Source organism: Anabaena subtropica FACHB-260 (assembly GCF_014697105.1).
Classification (GTDB): domain Bacteria; phylum Cyanobacteriota; class Cyanobacteriia; order Cyanobacteriales; family Nostocaceae; genus Trichormus; species Trichormus subtropicus.
In genome coordinates, this window is record NZ_JACJRF010000002.1 from 114,908 (window position 1) to 131,354 (window position 16,447).

Sequence of the window (16,447 nt, forward strand, 5' to 3'; positions counted from 1 at the left end):
GCACTTGGCTTGTGTCGATTTCAAAAACATTTAAGTGGAGTCAACCACTTCCCTACGGGACGCTACGTGTAGCTTGCTTCACGGCAGAAGTACGGAGAATTCAAAAAAGTCAATTTTTCTTCTGTAACCAAGCGAAAATTTCATCAACAGAGAGTGTTAAATTCAAATCTTCTAAAACTGGTAATATATCTTTTCCAGCTAATAACTCTGGCAAGGAATTAGGCTGATAAACCAAAATAGAGCGTTCACTTGAGTCAATTAACCATCCTAGCTGACTGCCATTTCTCAAACAGTGTAAAATGTTGCCAGTGACTTTAGTTTGATTTTGAGCAGGCGAAAGAATTTCTATTACCCAAGCGGGCGCAAAATCAATACCACTGCTAATAATCTCACCGCTTTCATCTAGTGGTAGTTGATTGGTGGAGATAACAACCACATCAGGAACTACTGAACGATTACCACAGGTACAACGTAATTCAGGAAAAGCTTCGTAGTTACTTCCTAACCCATCAATTACTGCAACTAACCGTTTTTGCAATAAGCTGTGTTTACCTCCTCCCATTGGTTTCTGAATTGCCTCTCCGTTAATATATTCCCAAGCTGGTGACTCCTCAATGTATGGAAGTTTTAAGAACTCGTTTAGAGTTGTACTTTCTGGAACTGTAATTTTTCCTTGCGTTAACCCAATATTTTTCATAATTAGGTTTTTAATTTACATAAAAGTTACAAACGGAATCAGGTGATCTGTTGGAACCACTGGTATTTTGAGATCATAATTGTTCTAGCCTTCCCTATTTAGTATAGGCTCAAGCCTTAACTAGTCTTGAAAGTAGCTTGCCGCCGTAGCGATCGCTAATCTTTATAATTTGATCTTGCCATCATTCACAAACAAAAAACACTCCACTCAAAGTCTTAAATCCTACCAAAAACGGTTATTCTGTTCGCTGTACAGTAGTGTTAGTTTGCTGGCGCTGGGCAATCTCTATTAGTAATCTTAATGCGTTATTCACTGCTTCGTCGTTGGGAAAAGCTTGAGCAACATCGTGATCTAAACGCACTAAGTTTGTTTGTGTCCGATATCGCTCAACATATTTACCCCTAACCCCTCCTTCCATTTGGGAAAAGTCATACTCAGAACGTAATTCATCTTCCATTTCGTTTTCAACTTCCTTCTTCATAAAACTTCCTCTCTTTGCGGGTAGCTTTTCGGGCGCTGATAATTCTAATGTTTTCCCCTCTATCAGTATGAGCAATAACTAAGATTTGCCCAAAGCCAGATAGGCCAATAATAACGTAGCGACTTTCTCCTATGGAGTGGTCAGGATCAGGGAAAGTTACAGATAGCGGATCATTAAATACGGTTGCGGCTTCCTGAAAAGAAACGCCATGATTCTCAAGGTTGAGTATCGCTTTGTCTGGATTCCATTCAAATTCCATGTACAAATCTTTCAGCTTTTCCCTCAATAGTTTAAAGGTCTGCGGAAGAATACTGATAACTAGTATTTATGTTGCAGTAACTACTAGTGGTTATGCTGTTGTAAAGGTTTTGAAGTCTCACTAGCCTTCTCTTGAAGTAACACAATACGTGAATCTTCAGATCGAAACATCCACTGTGAACTTCGTATAATTTGTTCACAGTCCTCTCTGATTAACTTCTTCGGTGAATCTGCAATATGAACTCCAGCAAATATAGGTGGCTCACCATTTTCAAGCTTCCAGGTCACTAACCAAGGCTCTATCGCCATCAAGCGAAAATAACCTTCAGGGCAATCGTCGGTAGTCCAGCCAAAAACGTCGAGTGTTAGTACCTGATTTAGAGTAATAATACATTGATGCAACCAAGCACCAACTTCATGATTTTGAGCCTTATCAAAAATACTTTGAGCTTCGTAGGGCATCAACTTATCTATATGTGCTGATAATTGATCTCGAATACCTCGAATCGCACTTGTCTTATCAAGTGGAACGACTCTCGAAAACTCACTCAGCAGTTTATTTATCTCTGCTCTCTCCTTCTTATTAAATCGGCTTTTCATTTCAGTCCCAGAATTTAAGTAATTTAAGAGATCACGTATAGCTAAACAGAGTGAGTAAAGAGAATTAATAAGAATTTTGACACGTCTGCGACGTTCGTCTTCACTACTGAGGATACTGCTCCCCTGTAGCAAGTTCTTAATATCTTGTAAAGCTTCAAAGCATCGCCAAAGGTTTTGAGCAGGAGTGTTTGATGGATGCCAATCTGTAACATCGATCTTCTCCGCAGCTAAGTTAGCAAATTTACGCTTGGTTTGATCGAGATATACCGGAATGCCTTTGCTTTCGTTCACAGGGTGTTTTGCAAATTTTTAATTTTCTGCTCTATCCTAGCTTAACAGTTCAAAAAGGACTGGAAAGAGGGCAAGAGCTTTGATATTGTAGGTATCTAAGTAACAAAACGCAAATATCAAACTAAAAAGCCCGCATCTGCGGGCTTTCTAAATTAATTAAACGATCGCTTTACTTACCGTTTTGCCAACTTCTTGGACATCTTCCGTAGACGAATAGATTGGGGTGTAACTTCCACCAACTCATCAGGGCCGATGTACTCTAATGCACGCTCTAAACTCATGTCTATTGGCGCTTGCAACTGCACTAGTTCATCACCACCAGCAGCACGGTGGTTGGTTAACTGTTTGGTTTTGCAGACATTTAATTCTAAGTCTTGAGGACGGTTGTGTTCACCGACAATCATGCCTCTGTAAACTTTAGTACCAGGAGTAATGAAGAATGAGCCTCTATCTTCAGCGTTCTTCATAGCGTAGAAAGTAGAAACACCTTCTTCAAAGGAGATGAGAACACCTTTGTTACGGGCTTCAATATCACCACTGAGTTGACGATAATCTAAGAAGCTGTGGTTCATGATACCTTCACCACGGGTCATCCGCATGAATTCACCACGGAAACCAATCAAACCACGGGCGGGAATGACGAACTCTAACTGGGTGCGATCGCCACTTCCAGGCTGCATATCTTGCATTTCGCCTTTGCGTTGTCCCAAGCGTTCGATACAGCTACCAACAGCATCAGCAGGAATGTCTAACACCAAGAGTTCATAAGGTTCGCAAGGTTGACCGTTGATTTCTCGGTAAATTACTTGTGGTTGGGATACTTGGAACTCGAAACCTTCCCGGCGCATGGTTTCGATTAAGATGCCCAGGTGTAGTTCTCCACGACCGGAAACTAGGAATTTGTCAGGAGAATCAGTTTCTTCGACACGTAGAGCAACGTTGGTTTCTAGTTCGCGGAATAGGCGATCGCGTACTTGTCTTGATGTCACCAACTTACCTTCTTGACCAGCAAAGGGTGAATCATTTACCCAGAAGGTCATTTGTAAGGTAGGCTCATCCACTTTAATTAGTGGTAAAGCTTGGGGTTCGTTGGGGTCAGTAATTGTTTCGCCAATATAAGCATCAGCGAAACCAGCTACCGCGACAATATAACCTGCGGTTGCTTCTTCCATCTCTACCCGCTTCAGCCCTTCAAATCCCATCAATTTGGTAATTTTACCCTTGACAATAGAGCCATCTTCTGTAACCAGAGCAGCTTGCTGTCCAGCGCGGATTGTACCGTTGTGAATTCTGCCAATTACAATCCGTCCGAGATATTCAGAATAATCTAGGGTTGTGACTTGCAGCTGTAGGGGCTTGTTGATGTCGCCTACTGGTGGTGGAACGTGATGTAGAATCGCATTGAACAGAGGCTGCATATCTACTGCTTCTGCTTCCATGCTTTCTTTGGCATAACCACCCATACCGGAAGCAAACAGATAGGTAAAATCACACTGGTCTTCGTCTGCTCCTAATTCCAAGAACAGATCCAACACTTTATCTACAGCAACGTGGGGGTCTGCTTTGGCACGGTCGATTTTGTTGATGACAACGATGGGACGTAAGCCTTTTTCCAAAGCTTTTTTCAACACAAAGCGTGTTTGGGGCATGGGGCCTTCATTGGCATCGACAATCAGCAGACATCCGTCAACCATGCCGAGTACTCGTTCTACTTCCCCACCAAAGTCGGCGTGTCCGGGAGTATCAACAATATTAATCAGTGTTTCTTTGTAGCGAACAGCTGTATTTTTCGACAGAATAGTAATGCCCCGCTCCCGCTCTAAAGCGTTGGAGTCCATGACACAATCCGGAACGTCTTCGCCTTCGCGGAAAATGCCGGATTGTTTGAGGAGTGCATCAACCAGGGTGGTTTTACCGTGGTCAACGTGGGCGATGATGGCGACGTTGCGAATTGGGAGCGTCATAGAGGCTTTTAGCTAAAGGGAATTTTACGATTTACATTTAGGTCTAGGCTGTTTTAACAGAATTGGGGATGATCTGCGAATTCTGTAAAGAAGCTTTAATAATTCTAGCGTAATTGTCACAATTCTAGAGGGCTTTGTAAATGTGGCGGCGATGTGATAGAGAAGTAAGGCAGTCTGTTGAACTCAGTGGGTTTCTACTTACACAAAATAAATCGTCAATTTTCCTCAGGAAATTTATGTAATTACTGTGCCAAAAATGACTCTGATTTTATTGGCTTTCAAACAATGGCTTGAGTTTTAGGGCAGCAATTACGCAGCTTAAAATTAACTTTTCCAGATTGTCATGATAAATCAGATTCAATTCCGCATCCTAGCAAAATTTGAACAGAGTGATATTGACGGACTCTTATATGAAAATTAGGCAATACTTAAATTGACCTGTACTATCATATCGTTGAAATCTTGATCGCCACCATTTGGTAAATCTTCAAAGCCAAAGACGTTATTTGCTAATAAACGAATATGATCAACTCGATTAGGATTTGCACCTAAGAATGGAAAATACACTGCTGGGTCATTATTGGGATTGCTATCTAAAATTGCATTCGGTCTACCATTAGCAATAATAAATGGTGCAAATAATGAACCAGGTTGAAAAATTCCCGTATAAGTTGCTGTTCCTCGGTTATTCACAAATAAATCAATCCCCGGAACACGGCCACGAATAGCAGCTTGGGTATAACCAGCTTGTCCTGGAAGGATATCTGCTGTACCATCACCATTGGTATCAATCCCACCATTATCATCAGTTATCTGATAGAAGCCAATAAAGTTGTTGAAAGCAGCGTCTCTGTTGACAATAAAATCAGCTTTTACTAGTTGTGTCATACCACGCAAATCAATCAGTTCTCCCTGTGGTTGACTTTGCAAATTTGTACCCAAGGGTAAGGCTTGATTTGTTGTTTGAATATTGACTACTAAATCTCGGAAGTTATTAGGATTACCAAATCCATCTTCCCAGGCTAAAGAAAACCCACCATTTCCCAAGTTGGTAATTCTTTGCGTGGAAGCATTAGCAAATACTACATTTGTGATGGGAGTGATTCCTGCTAGTACAGCATCAGTGCTACTATTTCTCACGAGGTAGAATCTCAAGTTATCACCAGAATTAAATTCCAGCAGACTGGCTAAATTATTAGAGTTAAAACCGTTGGGGTTATTGGCTATGGCTGAGAATATGACTCTAGCACGTTGTAATGCTGCTTCAGCGTAACCGGCTGTACCAGGAGCAATACCATCAATATTGCCATTAGCATCATCTACAGTAAATACACCCAACTCATTAGTAAAATTAGAATTACGTCCTGCAAGAGTGACTTGGAGATTTACTTGATTTTCATTACCTTTGATGGTGAAGACATCATTGTTAGGATTCTGGAATAGCGGGATATCGTTGTCCGTAATGGCAACTTCTACGGGAGTGATGAGGATATCATCATAGTTGCCATCGCCACTTGTAGCGGTATGACTAATTGTATCAGTGCGATCGCCTTCTACTAAGAAATTGTCTACGGTTGTGACTATCACTTCTTGGGGTATATCCCAATTTTCAGGAGTAAAGGTGAGATTCCTGCGGTTAGTAGTAATCTGGTGACTGCTATTGATAGTGATAATGACATCAGATGTTGGTTGGCTAGTCAGTACAACAAAGTAATTGTCAGTTGTTTCACCTTCTATAACTGTAGTATTACCATCAGTTTGGGTAATGATGACGCCTGCATTATCATCATCATTGATAGTACCCTTAGCTGTGGCATCTGTAGGACTGAGAATAGCGCCATTTGTAGGATTACTCAAGGTAACGGTAAAGGTTTCGTTTTCCTCGACTACAAAATCTTGAGTGGTTTCTACAGTAAAGCTTTTTTGGGTTTCTCCCTGTTGAAAAGTTAGAGTTTGAGTTTTGGCTACAAAATCAGTGTTACTAGCTGTGTCTCCCGTAACTAAGGATGTAGAAACAGTCACACTTTGCTCAGTTTGGGTATCCCCTGTGCGGGTGATGATGAAGGTAATGGGATTTCCTTCTGTAGCAGATGAGCTAGTAATGGCAAAAATAGTAGTTTTATAGTCAAAATCATCTGGTGTGAGACTGTTGGCTTGGACGTTTCTTAAAATACCTAAGTCTCGTACAACACTATTTATCCTAGCTTTGACGACGGTATCAGCACCTGTTTGCTGTAATTGCAAATCTGCGAATGTCTGCACCTCAGGGATACCACGAACGATAACTTTATCTTCATCCTTGGTAAAATCTAATACTTCAACTGGAACTTCTGGGACTGCTGCGCTTGTCAGAAAAAATCTATCTGCACCTGTACCGCCAGTTAGTTGGCTTCCTCTAACACCACCAAAGAGTAAATCATCACCAGCACCACCGAATAATTGATCAGTATTGACTCCCCCAATGAGGATATCATCACCCTCATTACCATAGAGGATATTATTCCCCGTACCATTGGAGACATCTAGAAAATCATCATCAAACCCCCCAGAGAGGATGTTATCACCACTACCATCTAAAACTATCAGGCGATCGCTTCCTGCGCCTCCATCCAGGATGTTATTTCCACCCTCCACAACAAAAAGCTGATCATCACCATCACCACCTTCGAGGATATTAGAACCGAGACTACCCAAGGCGTATAAACTGTCCTCTCCAGCACCACCTCTGAGGATATCATTGTTGTTGGCAAATAAGCGATCGCTCCCTGCTCCACCATCCAATAAATTATTCCCCTCACCATTAGAAGCATCTAGAATATCATCGCCATCCAGACCAAAAACTTCTTCATCCTTATTAGCAAATAATTCATCTACACCAGGAGTACCATTAATAATCATTGTTTTATATTTTCACCTAAATAAAAATGTACTTAATTCCTAATAAAGCCGTCTGCTTTTATTGCTCAAATTAGTAATACTAATAAACAAAAAAATACTGATATAAAACACCCAACAATATCAACCCATATAAAAATTAAAAAAAAATTATCAAAAGATTATCAAAAAATTAAGTTATACCCAAAATCCAATTAACACAATAAAAAACTCAGCGCCCCTCCGCGTAAACCTCAGCGCCCCTCCGCGTTCCAAAATAAAAAAAGCGAGAGAATTTAACTCCCTCGCTCACACTAAAACACTATTAACCAACCACACTAGCAGCAAAAACAAAATCACCAGCAGTCAAACTAGTTGAGGTAATTCCTTGTAAAGAAACCAGCTCAGTTGCGCCTAGTTTTACCAAAGTATCACCACCTTGCTGTACCAAGCTCAAACCACTAAATTGAGTTACCTCAATTCCACCCAAGCCGATTTTGTCAATACCGATTGCGAAGTCAGTAATAGTATTCTTGCTAGTAGGTAAACTACCATTCGCAATCCAGAACTGATCAACACCAGCGCCACCACTCAGACGGTTATTACCACCTTGTCCAGCGAACAGGATATCATCACCATCGCCACCGAACAAAGAGTCATTGACATTGGAAAAGAGGATGTCATCTCCCGAACCACCATTGAGACGGTTATAGTTACCGTTACTGGTGAGAGTGTCGTTACCAGAACCACCAAAAACGAATTGGCGAGAACCTTCAATTACTTGCAAGCTATCATTACCTGCTGCACCAAATAGGTTATTAGTCCCACCTGCTTCTACTACAGTGATTTCATCATCACCACTACCAGCATTAGCAGTAGTATTACTGGCTGGGCCATTGACACCGATAAAGACTTGATCATCGCCGTCTCCAGTAGATACAGTAGCGTTACTACCAACAAACACTGTATCTTCACCGTTGCCTGTAATGATAGTATTACCGCCCAGAGAATCTACCGTATCTGCACCATCACCAGTAAATAAGATTTGACCTGCTTGAGGTGTAATTTCATCACTTACAGGAGAACCAAAGGTGATTTCTGTAGCACTAGGTTGTCCCACACCAGGAGCTAGGTTCAAAGGTTGCTCTAATCTCAGCAAGATAATTTCATTATTATCTATAGCTGGAGGACGACCAACAGAAAATGGATAGTTGTTATCATTAGCAACCAAAATAGTGTTTGCGTCAACCACAATCACATTTTCAATAGTGACGAAGGGGAAAGTAAATACAGTGCTACCATCTCCATTCAAGTCGTTGGGGTCTTGGATGTTGAGTAGGTCAGCAATTTCCACTTTCTCAACAAAACCGTTAGCATCTATTTTGGAGATGTCAATTTTGAAAACTTTCTTGAATTGAGCCGCACTTCCTTGACGGCCATCTCTTTCTATGACCAAAAATTCTGTGTCATTGATGGGAGTAAAGTCGCCAATGGCGTGGCCAGGAACTGAAGTAGGATAATAACCGACTAAGCCTATATACTGATTTTGGGCAACGTTAAACTCATAGATGCGTAAAGCATTAGCTGGATCTCCGGCAACTGCACCTTCCAATAAAGGATATAGTATGGTGCGGTCTGGGTTATAAGCCATACCCTCAAAGCCACGGGAACCAGCAAGATTGGGTCGGTATTCACTAACTACAGCCCGTCCAGTTCCGGGGAAGTCGGTGAAGAAGCCATCTACTCCCAAATCAATCAATTGTCGGTATTCGTCTTCAGGGGTTTGAGGAGTACCATCAGGATTGAGGGTAAGATAACGTTCTTCGTTACGTAGGGTGTATGGATGAACCTGCATTCCCGCATCATGGGCCCATTCAATGAAAGGACGAACTTCTCCGGTGAGTTGAGTTGTGATTTCCGCTACGCCATCCCCATTACCATCTACAGCCGCTACAGGTCTTCTCAAGATGAAGCTGTTTTTCCAAGGGCCTATACCTTCAGCATAAGCTCTGCCAAGATAATCAAAGACTTCTCTAGTGGCTAAATCTTGGTAGTTAGTATCAGGTACACCGTCGCCGGTGATATCTCTACCAAAATCTGGCACGATATCAACTAAATCACCATAGATAGCGCGGGCTGCGGCTTCATCAAAGTTAGGATTGCTGAAATTATGAATGATGTCGTAGGGAACTGAGAAACCATCACCAGAATCAGAGTTAGCTGCTTCTACATCGCCGTAGAGTTGTACTAGGGGGATGTTTTCTAAGCCAGCCGCAGGTAGGATATTGTTCTGTAAATCGATGAGGTTAGCAAACTCGAAAGACTGGATAAAGATGCGATTGGGATTAGTGAAACCAGTTTCTACCAGAGTTTGCACTAGAGGTTCTTCTAGAGATAAACCTTGTTCATCAAAGAAGGTAGGATGCTTAGTTTCAGGATAGATACCAACTCTTCTACCAGTTTCAGCTTCTACTTGCTGTACGAGTTCAATAACTTCTCTGAAGGTAGGAATTTCATACAGACCATTGAAGCTTTGATCACGGAAGCTCAAAGGTTGAACAGCGCGTAGTTGTTTGATTTCTGCCAGAGTAAAGTCTTCTGCAAAGTAAGCAGTGACTTCTACCCCATCGAGCATTTTGGTAGACTTACGATCTTCACCAAATACTGATGCTACGTTGGTAGTGTCATCTAAGATGGGTTCATGACGAGCGATTAAAACACCGTCTTTAGTGATTACTAGGTCAGGTTCAATAAAGTCTGCACCTTGAGCGATCGCTACCCTGTAAGCTTCTAAAGTATGTTCTGGGCGATCGCCACTTGCACCTCTGTGACCGATAACTAGGGGGGTCTGACCTCTGAGGGTGTTGAATGGGGTCAAAGTTGGATTTTGGGGCGATCGCACTTCAGGTCCACCAACAATACTATCTTCCAGCGAGATGTTGGGGGTGGCAATGGGTGCATCAATTAGTACACCGTTGGCATCAAAGTGTAGTAAGTATGGGCCAAATTCTTCCCCAATCCAAATACTACCGTCTTTGTCTATAACTATTGACTCGACATCAAAGTCTGCACCAGTCAGTAATCTCTCGGTGGTTCCTTCGTTCACAATGGAGAAAGGAACTTTGTTGTTGGGGTCTGAAAGTTGAATGAAATCTAAAATCTGAACACTGCCATCTCCATTTTCTACACCGCGAAAATTCGGATTTGCACGGTAGATACGGAGTAGGTAATCTGCACTATTATCTTGGCTACCGTAGCCATTATCTGACAGAAAGTATAAGGTGTCACTATTGGCAAACTGTACACCACTAAAGCCTTGTACTGGTTGTCCAGGGAAGGGGCCTGTTCTACCATTACCAGAAATACCTTCACCAGATGGTGGCCCCTCAGCGTAAGTATCAGCCGGGAGAGATGCAAAGCCTACTAATTGAACATTTGACATGATATTTAACCCTCAAATTTTTAAGTAGTCGTCATGAACTCCGTACACAAGAAAAAAGGAAAGTGTGACGTTTACGCTAGTAGTGTGACAACCAAAATTACTGGGTAATTAGAGGTTCTTAGTCAGGCTAAAGCCCTGTTTTATGACTACTAGAGGCTAGAATTTTTAACTCATCACCCAGAACAATCAGAAAACTTGATTAATACAGAAGATATTTGAATTTGAAGATTAAGAAGAAAATAAGCTCAACAGAACTAATGGTTAAAATGCTTCTAATTCGCAAAAGCCATAATTATTAAATTTCTTAAAATAATTAGCAAAATTACATATAAAGCTATACAATATCCGCCTACAATCCTGATTATTTTCGAGATATTGGGAAACTAACTCCGGGAAGAGAAAAGACCGTAGACAGTGAACTATTTCATTACTGATATGAGACTACTTAGTTTACATTCAGGACTCTAGTCCTGACTAAGAACGTAGTTGTGTATGTATTTTTCAGCAGAAATAACTGAGTTTGTTGCAAAAAATAAAGATTGTACACAGATTATTTTTCATTGAATAAATAAAATTACCTATAACAGAGACAACCAAGAAATCGTGCGTACAAACACTGAATGCTAGAGTCAGCCCCCCAACAAGTTCAGTGAATCGACGATGGTTTATTCAGGCTCTACTAAGGAAAATAATGACAGCTTTGAAGAACATATTACGCAACTCCAATTTGGTGAAAAAAGGAGTTACTACAAAGGAACTTTTATATGGCAGCAAGTGAGTCTTCTATGCAAACTGATGGTATGGAGTTATTGCGTTTATACCACCAAAATCCTTCTATTAAACTTCGTAATAGACTGGTTCAATTACATACTGGTTTAGTGAGAAAGATGGCTCATAAATTTAGCCATCAGTGTAATGAACCTTATGAAGATTTAGAACAAATTGGTTATTTTGGTTTAATTAGAGCTATAGAACGCTTTGATCCTAGCCAAGGATATGCTTTTAGTTCCTTTGCGGTGCCATATATTAGAGGTGAAATGCTGCATTTTCTCCGCGATCGCAGTACTCTATTAAAAATTCCCCGTCGTTGGCAAGAACTATATAATGAAGGACAAAAAGTTCGTAAAGAATTATCAATATCTCTAGGTCGTCCTCCCAAAGATGCAGAGATTGCTAAGTACCTCAAGGTATCTGTGCAAGAATGGCAAGAAACTAAATTGGCTGCTCAAAATCGGATGCCTCTAAGTTTGGATGCTACCGCAGTCCACTATGTTGATTGTCAAATTACCTTAGGTGAAGCCCTCCCTTGTCCCCGGACAATTGTTCAACAACAACAAGAGGAAGAACGGCAACAACTCCAAGGGGCTATTAATATGTTAGAAGACAAGCCCCGTCAAGCTGTGGAAATGGTATTTTTAAAAGAACTTTCTCGTAAAGATGCGGCTAAGAATATTGGTACTAGTCCCATGACGGTGACACGATATTTGCAAAAGGGAATTCAAGATTTAGTTTGTTATTTGCAACCGCAAGTAGTGGCAACAAGTCCTTAATATTTATGGATTTTCAAGATGCAATTACCTATATCGCCTAAAAACCACCCACTCTTGGGATGGAGTATTAAACCAGATTCTTTCAACAACTGACAAATAACAAATAACAACTGACACGCGCAGCGCAATAAATTTTAGGGATTTAAGCCTGCCCGTTGAAAGATGGCATGAGGGGTAATTTCTAATTGTGGCAACAAATCATCAGTTACTACTTCATGATCTCGATAAGTAATAGGGAAACAAGAGAGAGCAAATACAGTTATGGTTCTAGCTTTTGTATCGACTACCCAAACACGGGATACACCAGCTTTGAGATAATTTGTAGCTTTTTCGATCATCTCTCCAAAAGTTTGACCGGGTGAGATAATTTCAATTACTAATTCGGGTGCAACCGGACAAGCTTCATCTTGCAGCCAATTAGCAGCGAGACGGTCATAGGAAACATAAGTCAAATCAGGTATAGGTATCCAATCTTGTTGATTGCGTGTTAGTTTGATTGCCCATTCAATGACAACCCGACCCTTTTCTTGCGCCCACGCAGATAATAGTATAAATAAAGCACCTATAGTTGAGCCATGAAAAAATTTTGGTGACACTTCATCTTCTTTATATTTGGGAACAGCTTCACCGTTCACAAATTCGTATGTAATGTCACCTCCGGGAAGTGCGAAAAATTCCTCCAAGGTGAGGCGTTTATTAGAAGACTGAACCATAGGTGTTTAAATGTGTGGGACGGGTTAACTACCTAGATTTTAGATCAGCGATCGCACCTCTAGTCATGGCAGCGATCGCTTTATCAGTGGCTTTGGGTAAGTGATAATATTTACCTCCTGATGTTTTGGCTAATTCTTTGGCAAAGCCAGTGGAGACAAATTTACTCTCTGTATCGATAACTAATAACTGCATCCCCAAAGCCCTGATTCTGGCAGCAATGTCTAATAATTCCGCTTTGATATCGGGTTTTTCTCCTGGTTCTTGGGGTTCCCCTAAGGAACGGGCTAAGGGAATATTCCCCCGGCCATCAGTGATAGCTACAATTACGACTTGCCCAATATCACCACCCATTTGGGCATTAACACCGATGCGGACAGCTTGGGTTAGACCATGAGCTAGGGGTGAACCACCGCCACAGGGTAATCTTTCCAAACGGTTCCGGGCTAAGGCTATAGAACGGGTCGGGGGTAATAATACCTCTGCTTGTTCTCCCCGGAAGGGAATCAAAGCTACTTGGTCACGGTTTTGATAAGCTTCAGTTAGTAGCTGCATGACCGCACCTTTGGCTGACTGCATCCGATTTAGCGCCATTGAGCCAGAAGCATCTACCACAAACACCACCAACGCCCCGGCTTTCCGTACTAAACGTTTTGAGCGAATGTCACCTTGCTCAACAATCACTTTTCTGTCTGGCTGTCTTTCTCGCCGTGCTTTTTGGTATGGTGCAGCCGCCCTCAGGGTAGCATCTACGGCAATGCGCCGGACTTTCCCCTTGGGTAACATGGGTTTAATATAGCGCCCGCGATCGTCAGAAAAGATGATACTACGACTACCAGATTTACCTTGCCGTTGTGCCATCTGAGCAAAATACAGGACGCTGTTATCTAAAATTACCCCTTCCGGGTCAAAAATAAATTCTTCGGGGATGCTAGGGGGTTCTTGCTGTTCTTGTTCTTCTGGTTTATCTTCGTTGTCTTCCTGTTCTTCTTCCTCTTGTTGTTCATCAGATTCATCCTGGCTTTGAGGTGGTGGTGGGGGTGGTGGGGGTGGTTGGTCTGGTGGTGGTGTCTGGATAACTGTTGCCCGTGGTACAATTACCAACTCTACAGCCCGACGTAAATCTTCTGCATTTACGGTTGTGCGCCCCTCTAAAGCCGCCGCCGCTTTAGCAACCCGCACGGCAAATAATTCGGCGCGATGTCCTTGCACAGCGCCACGAAGGGCTTCATCTACTAAGTAAGCTATTTGTTCTTGAGTGATAGTGACTTCCTTCAACCACTCCCGCGCCAAGATGATTTGGGTTTTGAGTGAGTCTAAGTCTTCGTTATATTGCTGGAGGAAATCTTGGGGAGATTTGGAGTAGGCGATCGCTTGTTCTACTGCTTCTACTCTTTGATCTAGTCCGAGAACACCGTCAGCAGAAAGAGCGATCGCAATCCTATCTAATAAATGCTCCCGTAATGCGCCTTCTTCTGGGTTATATGTAGCGATAAACAGGGATTTGCAAGGATGTTGAAAACTAATACCCTCGCGCTCGATTTGGTTGCGTCCTTCGGAAAGTACACTTAATAGCTGGTTTGATATTTGGTCATCTAATAAATTGATTTCATCCACATACAGCACACCCCGGTTAGCTGTGGCGAGTAACCCTGGCTGAAATATGGTGTCTCCTTGCTTAACTGACTGTTCCACATCCACAGAACCGAGAAGCCTATCTTCCGTCACACCAAGGGGGATTTGTACAAAAGGTGAGGGGACAATTTCCTTGGGGACATCTTGAATATCTTTATCGGCGTACTCTGCTAATAGATAATCATCCCATTCTTCTGGGTGGTTGGGGTCGCAATTGCTCAATGAACCTTGGACAACCTCAATCGGCGGGAGTAAGGCGTGGATAGCACGGGCCATGACAGATTTTGCCGTACCGCGACGACCTGCGATCGCTACTCCCCCCAAACCAGGATCAACTGCTGCTAACAGCAAGGCTAGTTTGATGGCTTCTTGACCGACTACAGCCGTCAAGGGAAAAGCAGTAATTGTGGGATTAATAGTAGGCGCAGGCATTGGTTTGCAAAATAGCTAGTCTCGGCTTTTAGCATATCAATTTCTGGCACATTTAGAATAAGGGTTAGAGGAATTAGGGCTTTGAGTTATCCTTGAGAGCAAAGTATCGCTCAAGCTAAACGCTTCACATTGGATGAGTACCATCAACTAACGGAGTTGGGCTTTTTCCACGAGAATGACCGCATTGAATTAATTAACGGTGAATTGTCTTACCGAATCAGGTAATATCTTTACCTTGTTTTCCTAATTCGTCCCTTGATTTAAGTAGAGTATTTCCAGGTTTTCGGCAATAATACAAACATAAAAATGCACAAAATTCTCATATTCCACGATGAAAAACTTTTACGCCGTGCGCTGACTCACCGTTCTTATGTCAATGAAAACCCAGAGGAAGGCGAACATAATGAACGCTTAGAATTTCTTGGTGATGCTATATTAAATTTTCTAAGTGGTGAATATCTCTATCGTCTTCACCCAGAAAGGGGAGAAGATGAATTAACCCGGCGGCGTTCGGCGTTGGTAGATGAAAAACAACTGGCTAAATTTGCTCTTGAGGTAGGTTTAGATGTGAAGATGTTGCTAGGTAAAGGTGCTATTCGAGATGGCGGCTACCAAAATCCTAATTTACTTAGCAGCACTTTTGAAGCGGTGATTGGGGCTTATTATCTAGATCATAGTTCAGATATTGAAGCTGTTCGGGCAATTGTAGAACCTTTATTTGAATCTGTACCAGAACAAGTTGTGGTTGTTCGCTCTAATGTAGATTCCAAAAATCGTTTTCAGGAATGGGTACAGCGTAACATTGGTCCGACTCCTCCCAGATACTTGACAGAACAAATAGGTGGTTTTTCTCATGCACCAGAGTTTAAAGCTAAAGTTTTGGTGGGAGAAGAAGAGTACGGAGAAGGTATAGGACGCAATAAAAAAGAGGCTGAGAAAGTGGCTGCTGAGGATGCTTTGGCTAAATTGGAGAAACAAGCTTTGTTGTCATAAATATATTTGGATATGCCTGCAAGAGATATTTATCATGATGTTGTTTAAAATGCCTTAATTAAACATAGCTGGATAATGACGGATGATTCCCTATATTTAAAGTAGTTAGACTTTTTTGTTTGCCATCTATACAAAGTTAGATATAACCAATTAAATGTAAATTTAATTGCCAAAATGGCACGTTTATTTTATACAAATTATTTTATTGAAAGCTGGGGAAATTTCTAATTCCCAACACATGATCCGGCTTTTAAGCCAAAATGGCATTGATTTACCCAAAACATCTTGACTACATTCAAAAATATTGTATTGTCTTTACGGAAGCTAACTCTAACAATGCTTATGCAACAATGTTGCTTGTGTAGACAAAATATATAGAATTCCTTCTATGATCTGTAGCGATAAAATTTAATTTTGATAACATAATTTACTAATTCAAATTGGCTTGATGCTTAATAGCTGAAAACTGCTGTTTTAGGCTAATGAAGTTGATTTTGACGTAGATTTTATGGCTATTTT

The 16,447-nt window shown here is 41.5% G+C and carries 11 protein-coding genes and 1 pseudogene; 3 read left to right on the forward strand and 9 right to left on the reverse strand.

The features are described from left to right. Positions 1-109 precede the first annotated feature (109 nt). The 7 genes from H6G18_RS01825 to H6G18_RS01855 all read right to left on the reverse strand — a co-directional run bounded on the left by H6G18_RS01825 (position 110) and on the right by H6G18_RS01855 (position 10,610). On the reverse strand, positions 110-697 hold the full coding sequence (locus tag H6G18_RS01825) for a Uma2 family endonuclease (protein ID WP_190405368.1): 588 nt from the start codon (positions 695-697) through the stop codon (positions 110-112). A 235-nt stretch (positions 698-932) separates the two neighbouring features. Beyond that, entirely contained in the window at positions 933-1,178 is a 246-nt protein-coding gene (locus H6G18_RS01830; RefSeq protein WP_190405369.1) for a hypothetical protein, read from the reverse strand. Beyond that, entirely contained in the window at positions 1,162-1,437 is a 276-nt protein-coding gene (locus tag H6G18_RS01835) for a BrnT family toxin (protein ID WP_190405370.1), read from the reverse strand. Before H6G18_RS01835 ends, H6G18_RS01830 begins: the two co-directional genes overlap by 17 nt. An 83-nt stretch (positions 1,438-1,520) precedes the next feature. Beyond that, entirely contained in the window at positions 1,521-2,327 is an 807-nt protein-coding gene (locus tag H6G18_RS01840) for a hypothetical protein (RefSeq protein WP_190405371.1), read from the reverse strand. A 173-nt stretch (positions 2,328-2,500) separates the two neighbouring features. Then, positions 2,501-4,291 (reverse strand): translational GTPase TypA, encoded by a 1,791-nt coding sequence (gene typA / locus H6G18_RS01845; protein WP_190405372.1) that lies wholly within the window; start codon positions 4,289-4,291, stop codon positions 2,501-2,503. 417 nt (positions 4,292-4,708) lie between these two features. Further along, complete coding sequence (locus H6G18_RS01850) at positions 4,709-7,189, reverse strand: DUF4114 domain-containing protein (protein WP_190405373.1); 2,481 nt, start codon at positions 7,187-7,189, stop codon at positions 4,709-4,711. A 301-nt stretch (positions 7,190-7,490) separates the two neighbouring features. Then, entirely contained in the window at positions 7,491-10,610 is a 3,120-nt protein-coding gene (locus H6G18_RS01855; protein ID WP_313954410.1) for an esterase-like activity of phytase family protein, read from the reverse strand. Between the two features lie 761 nt (positions 10,611-11,371). On the opposite strand from H6G18_RS01855, the gene H6G18_RS01860 reads away from it, so the two are divergent. Beyond that, positions 11,372-12,157: an RNA polymerase sigma factor SigF gene (locus H6G18_RS01860; RefSeq protein WP_190405375.1), complete on the forward strand. Its 786-nt coding sequence runs from the start codon at positions 11,372-11,374 to the stop codon at positions 12,155-12,157. Positions 12,158-12,291: 134 nt separating this feature from the next. Here H6G18_RS01860 and H6G18_RS01865 read toward each other — a convergent pair whose 3' ends face one another. Further along, positions 12,292-12,870 carry a Uma2 family endonuclease gene (locus H6G18_RS01865; RefSeq protein WP_190405376.1) on the reverse strand — a complete coding sequence of 193 codons (579 nt, stop codon included), beginning with the start codon at positions 12,868-12,870 and terminating at the stop codon, positions 12,292-12,294. Between the two features lie 28 nt (positions 12,871-12,898). Further along, the gene (gene bchD / locus H6G18_RS01870) at positions 12,899-14,935 is read right to left on the reverse strand and encodes a magnesium chelatase ATPase subunit D (protein WP_190405377.1); all 2,037 of its coding nucleotides are present in this window, start codon (positions 14,933-14,935) and stop codon (positions 12,899-12,901) included. Between the two features lie 105 nt (positions 14,936-15,040). Here bchD and H6G18_RS24630 point away from each other — a divergent pair. Both H6G18_RS24630 and rnc read left to right on the forward strand, forming a co-directional pair. Then, a pseudogene (locus H6G18_RS24630) lies at positions 15,041-15,142 on the forward strand (Uma2 family endonuclease); the annotation flags it as partial. 99 nt (positions 15,143-15,241) lie between these two features. After that, entirely contained in the window at positions 15,242-15,928 is a 687-nt protein-coding gene (rnc, locus tag H6G18_RS01875; protein ID WP_190405378.1) for a ribonuclease III, read from the forward strand. Positions 15,929-16,447: the final 519 nt, after the last annotated feature.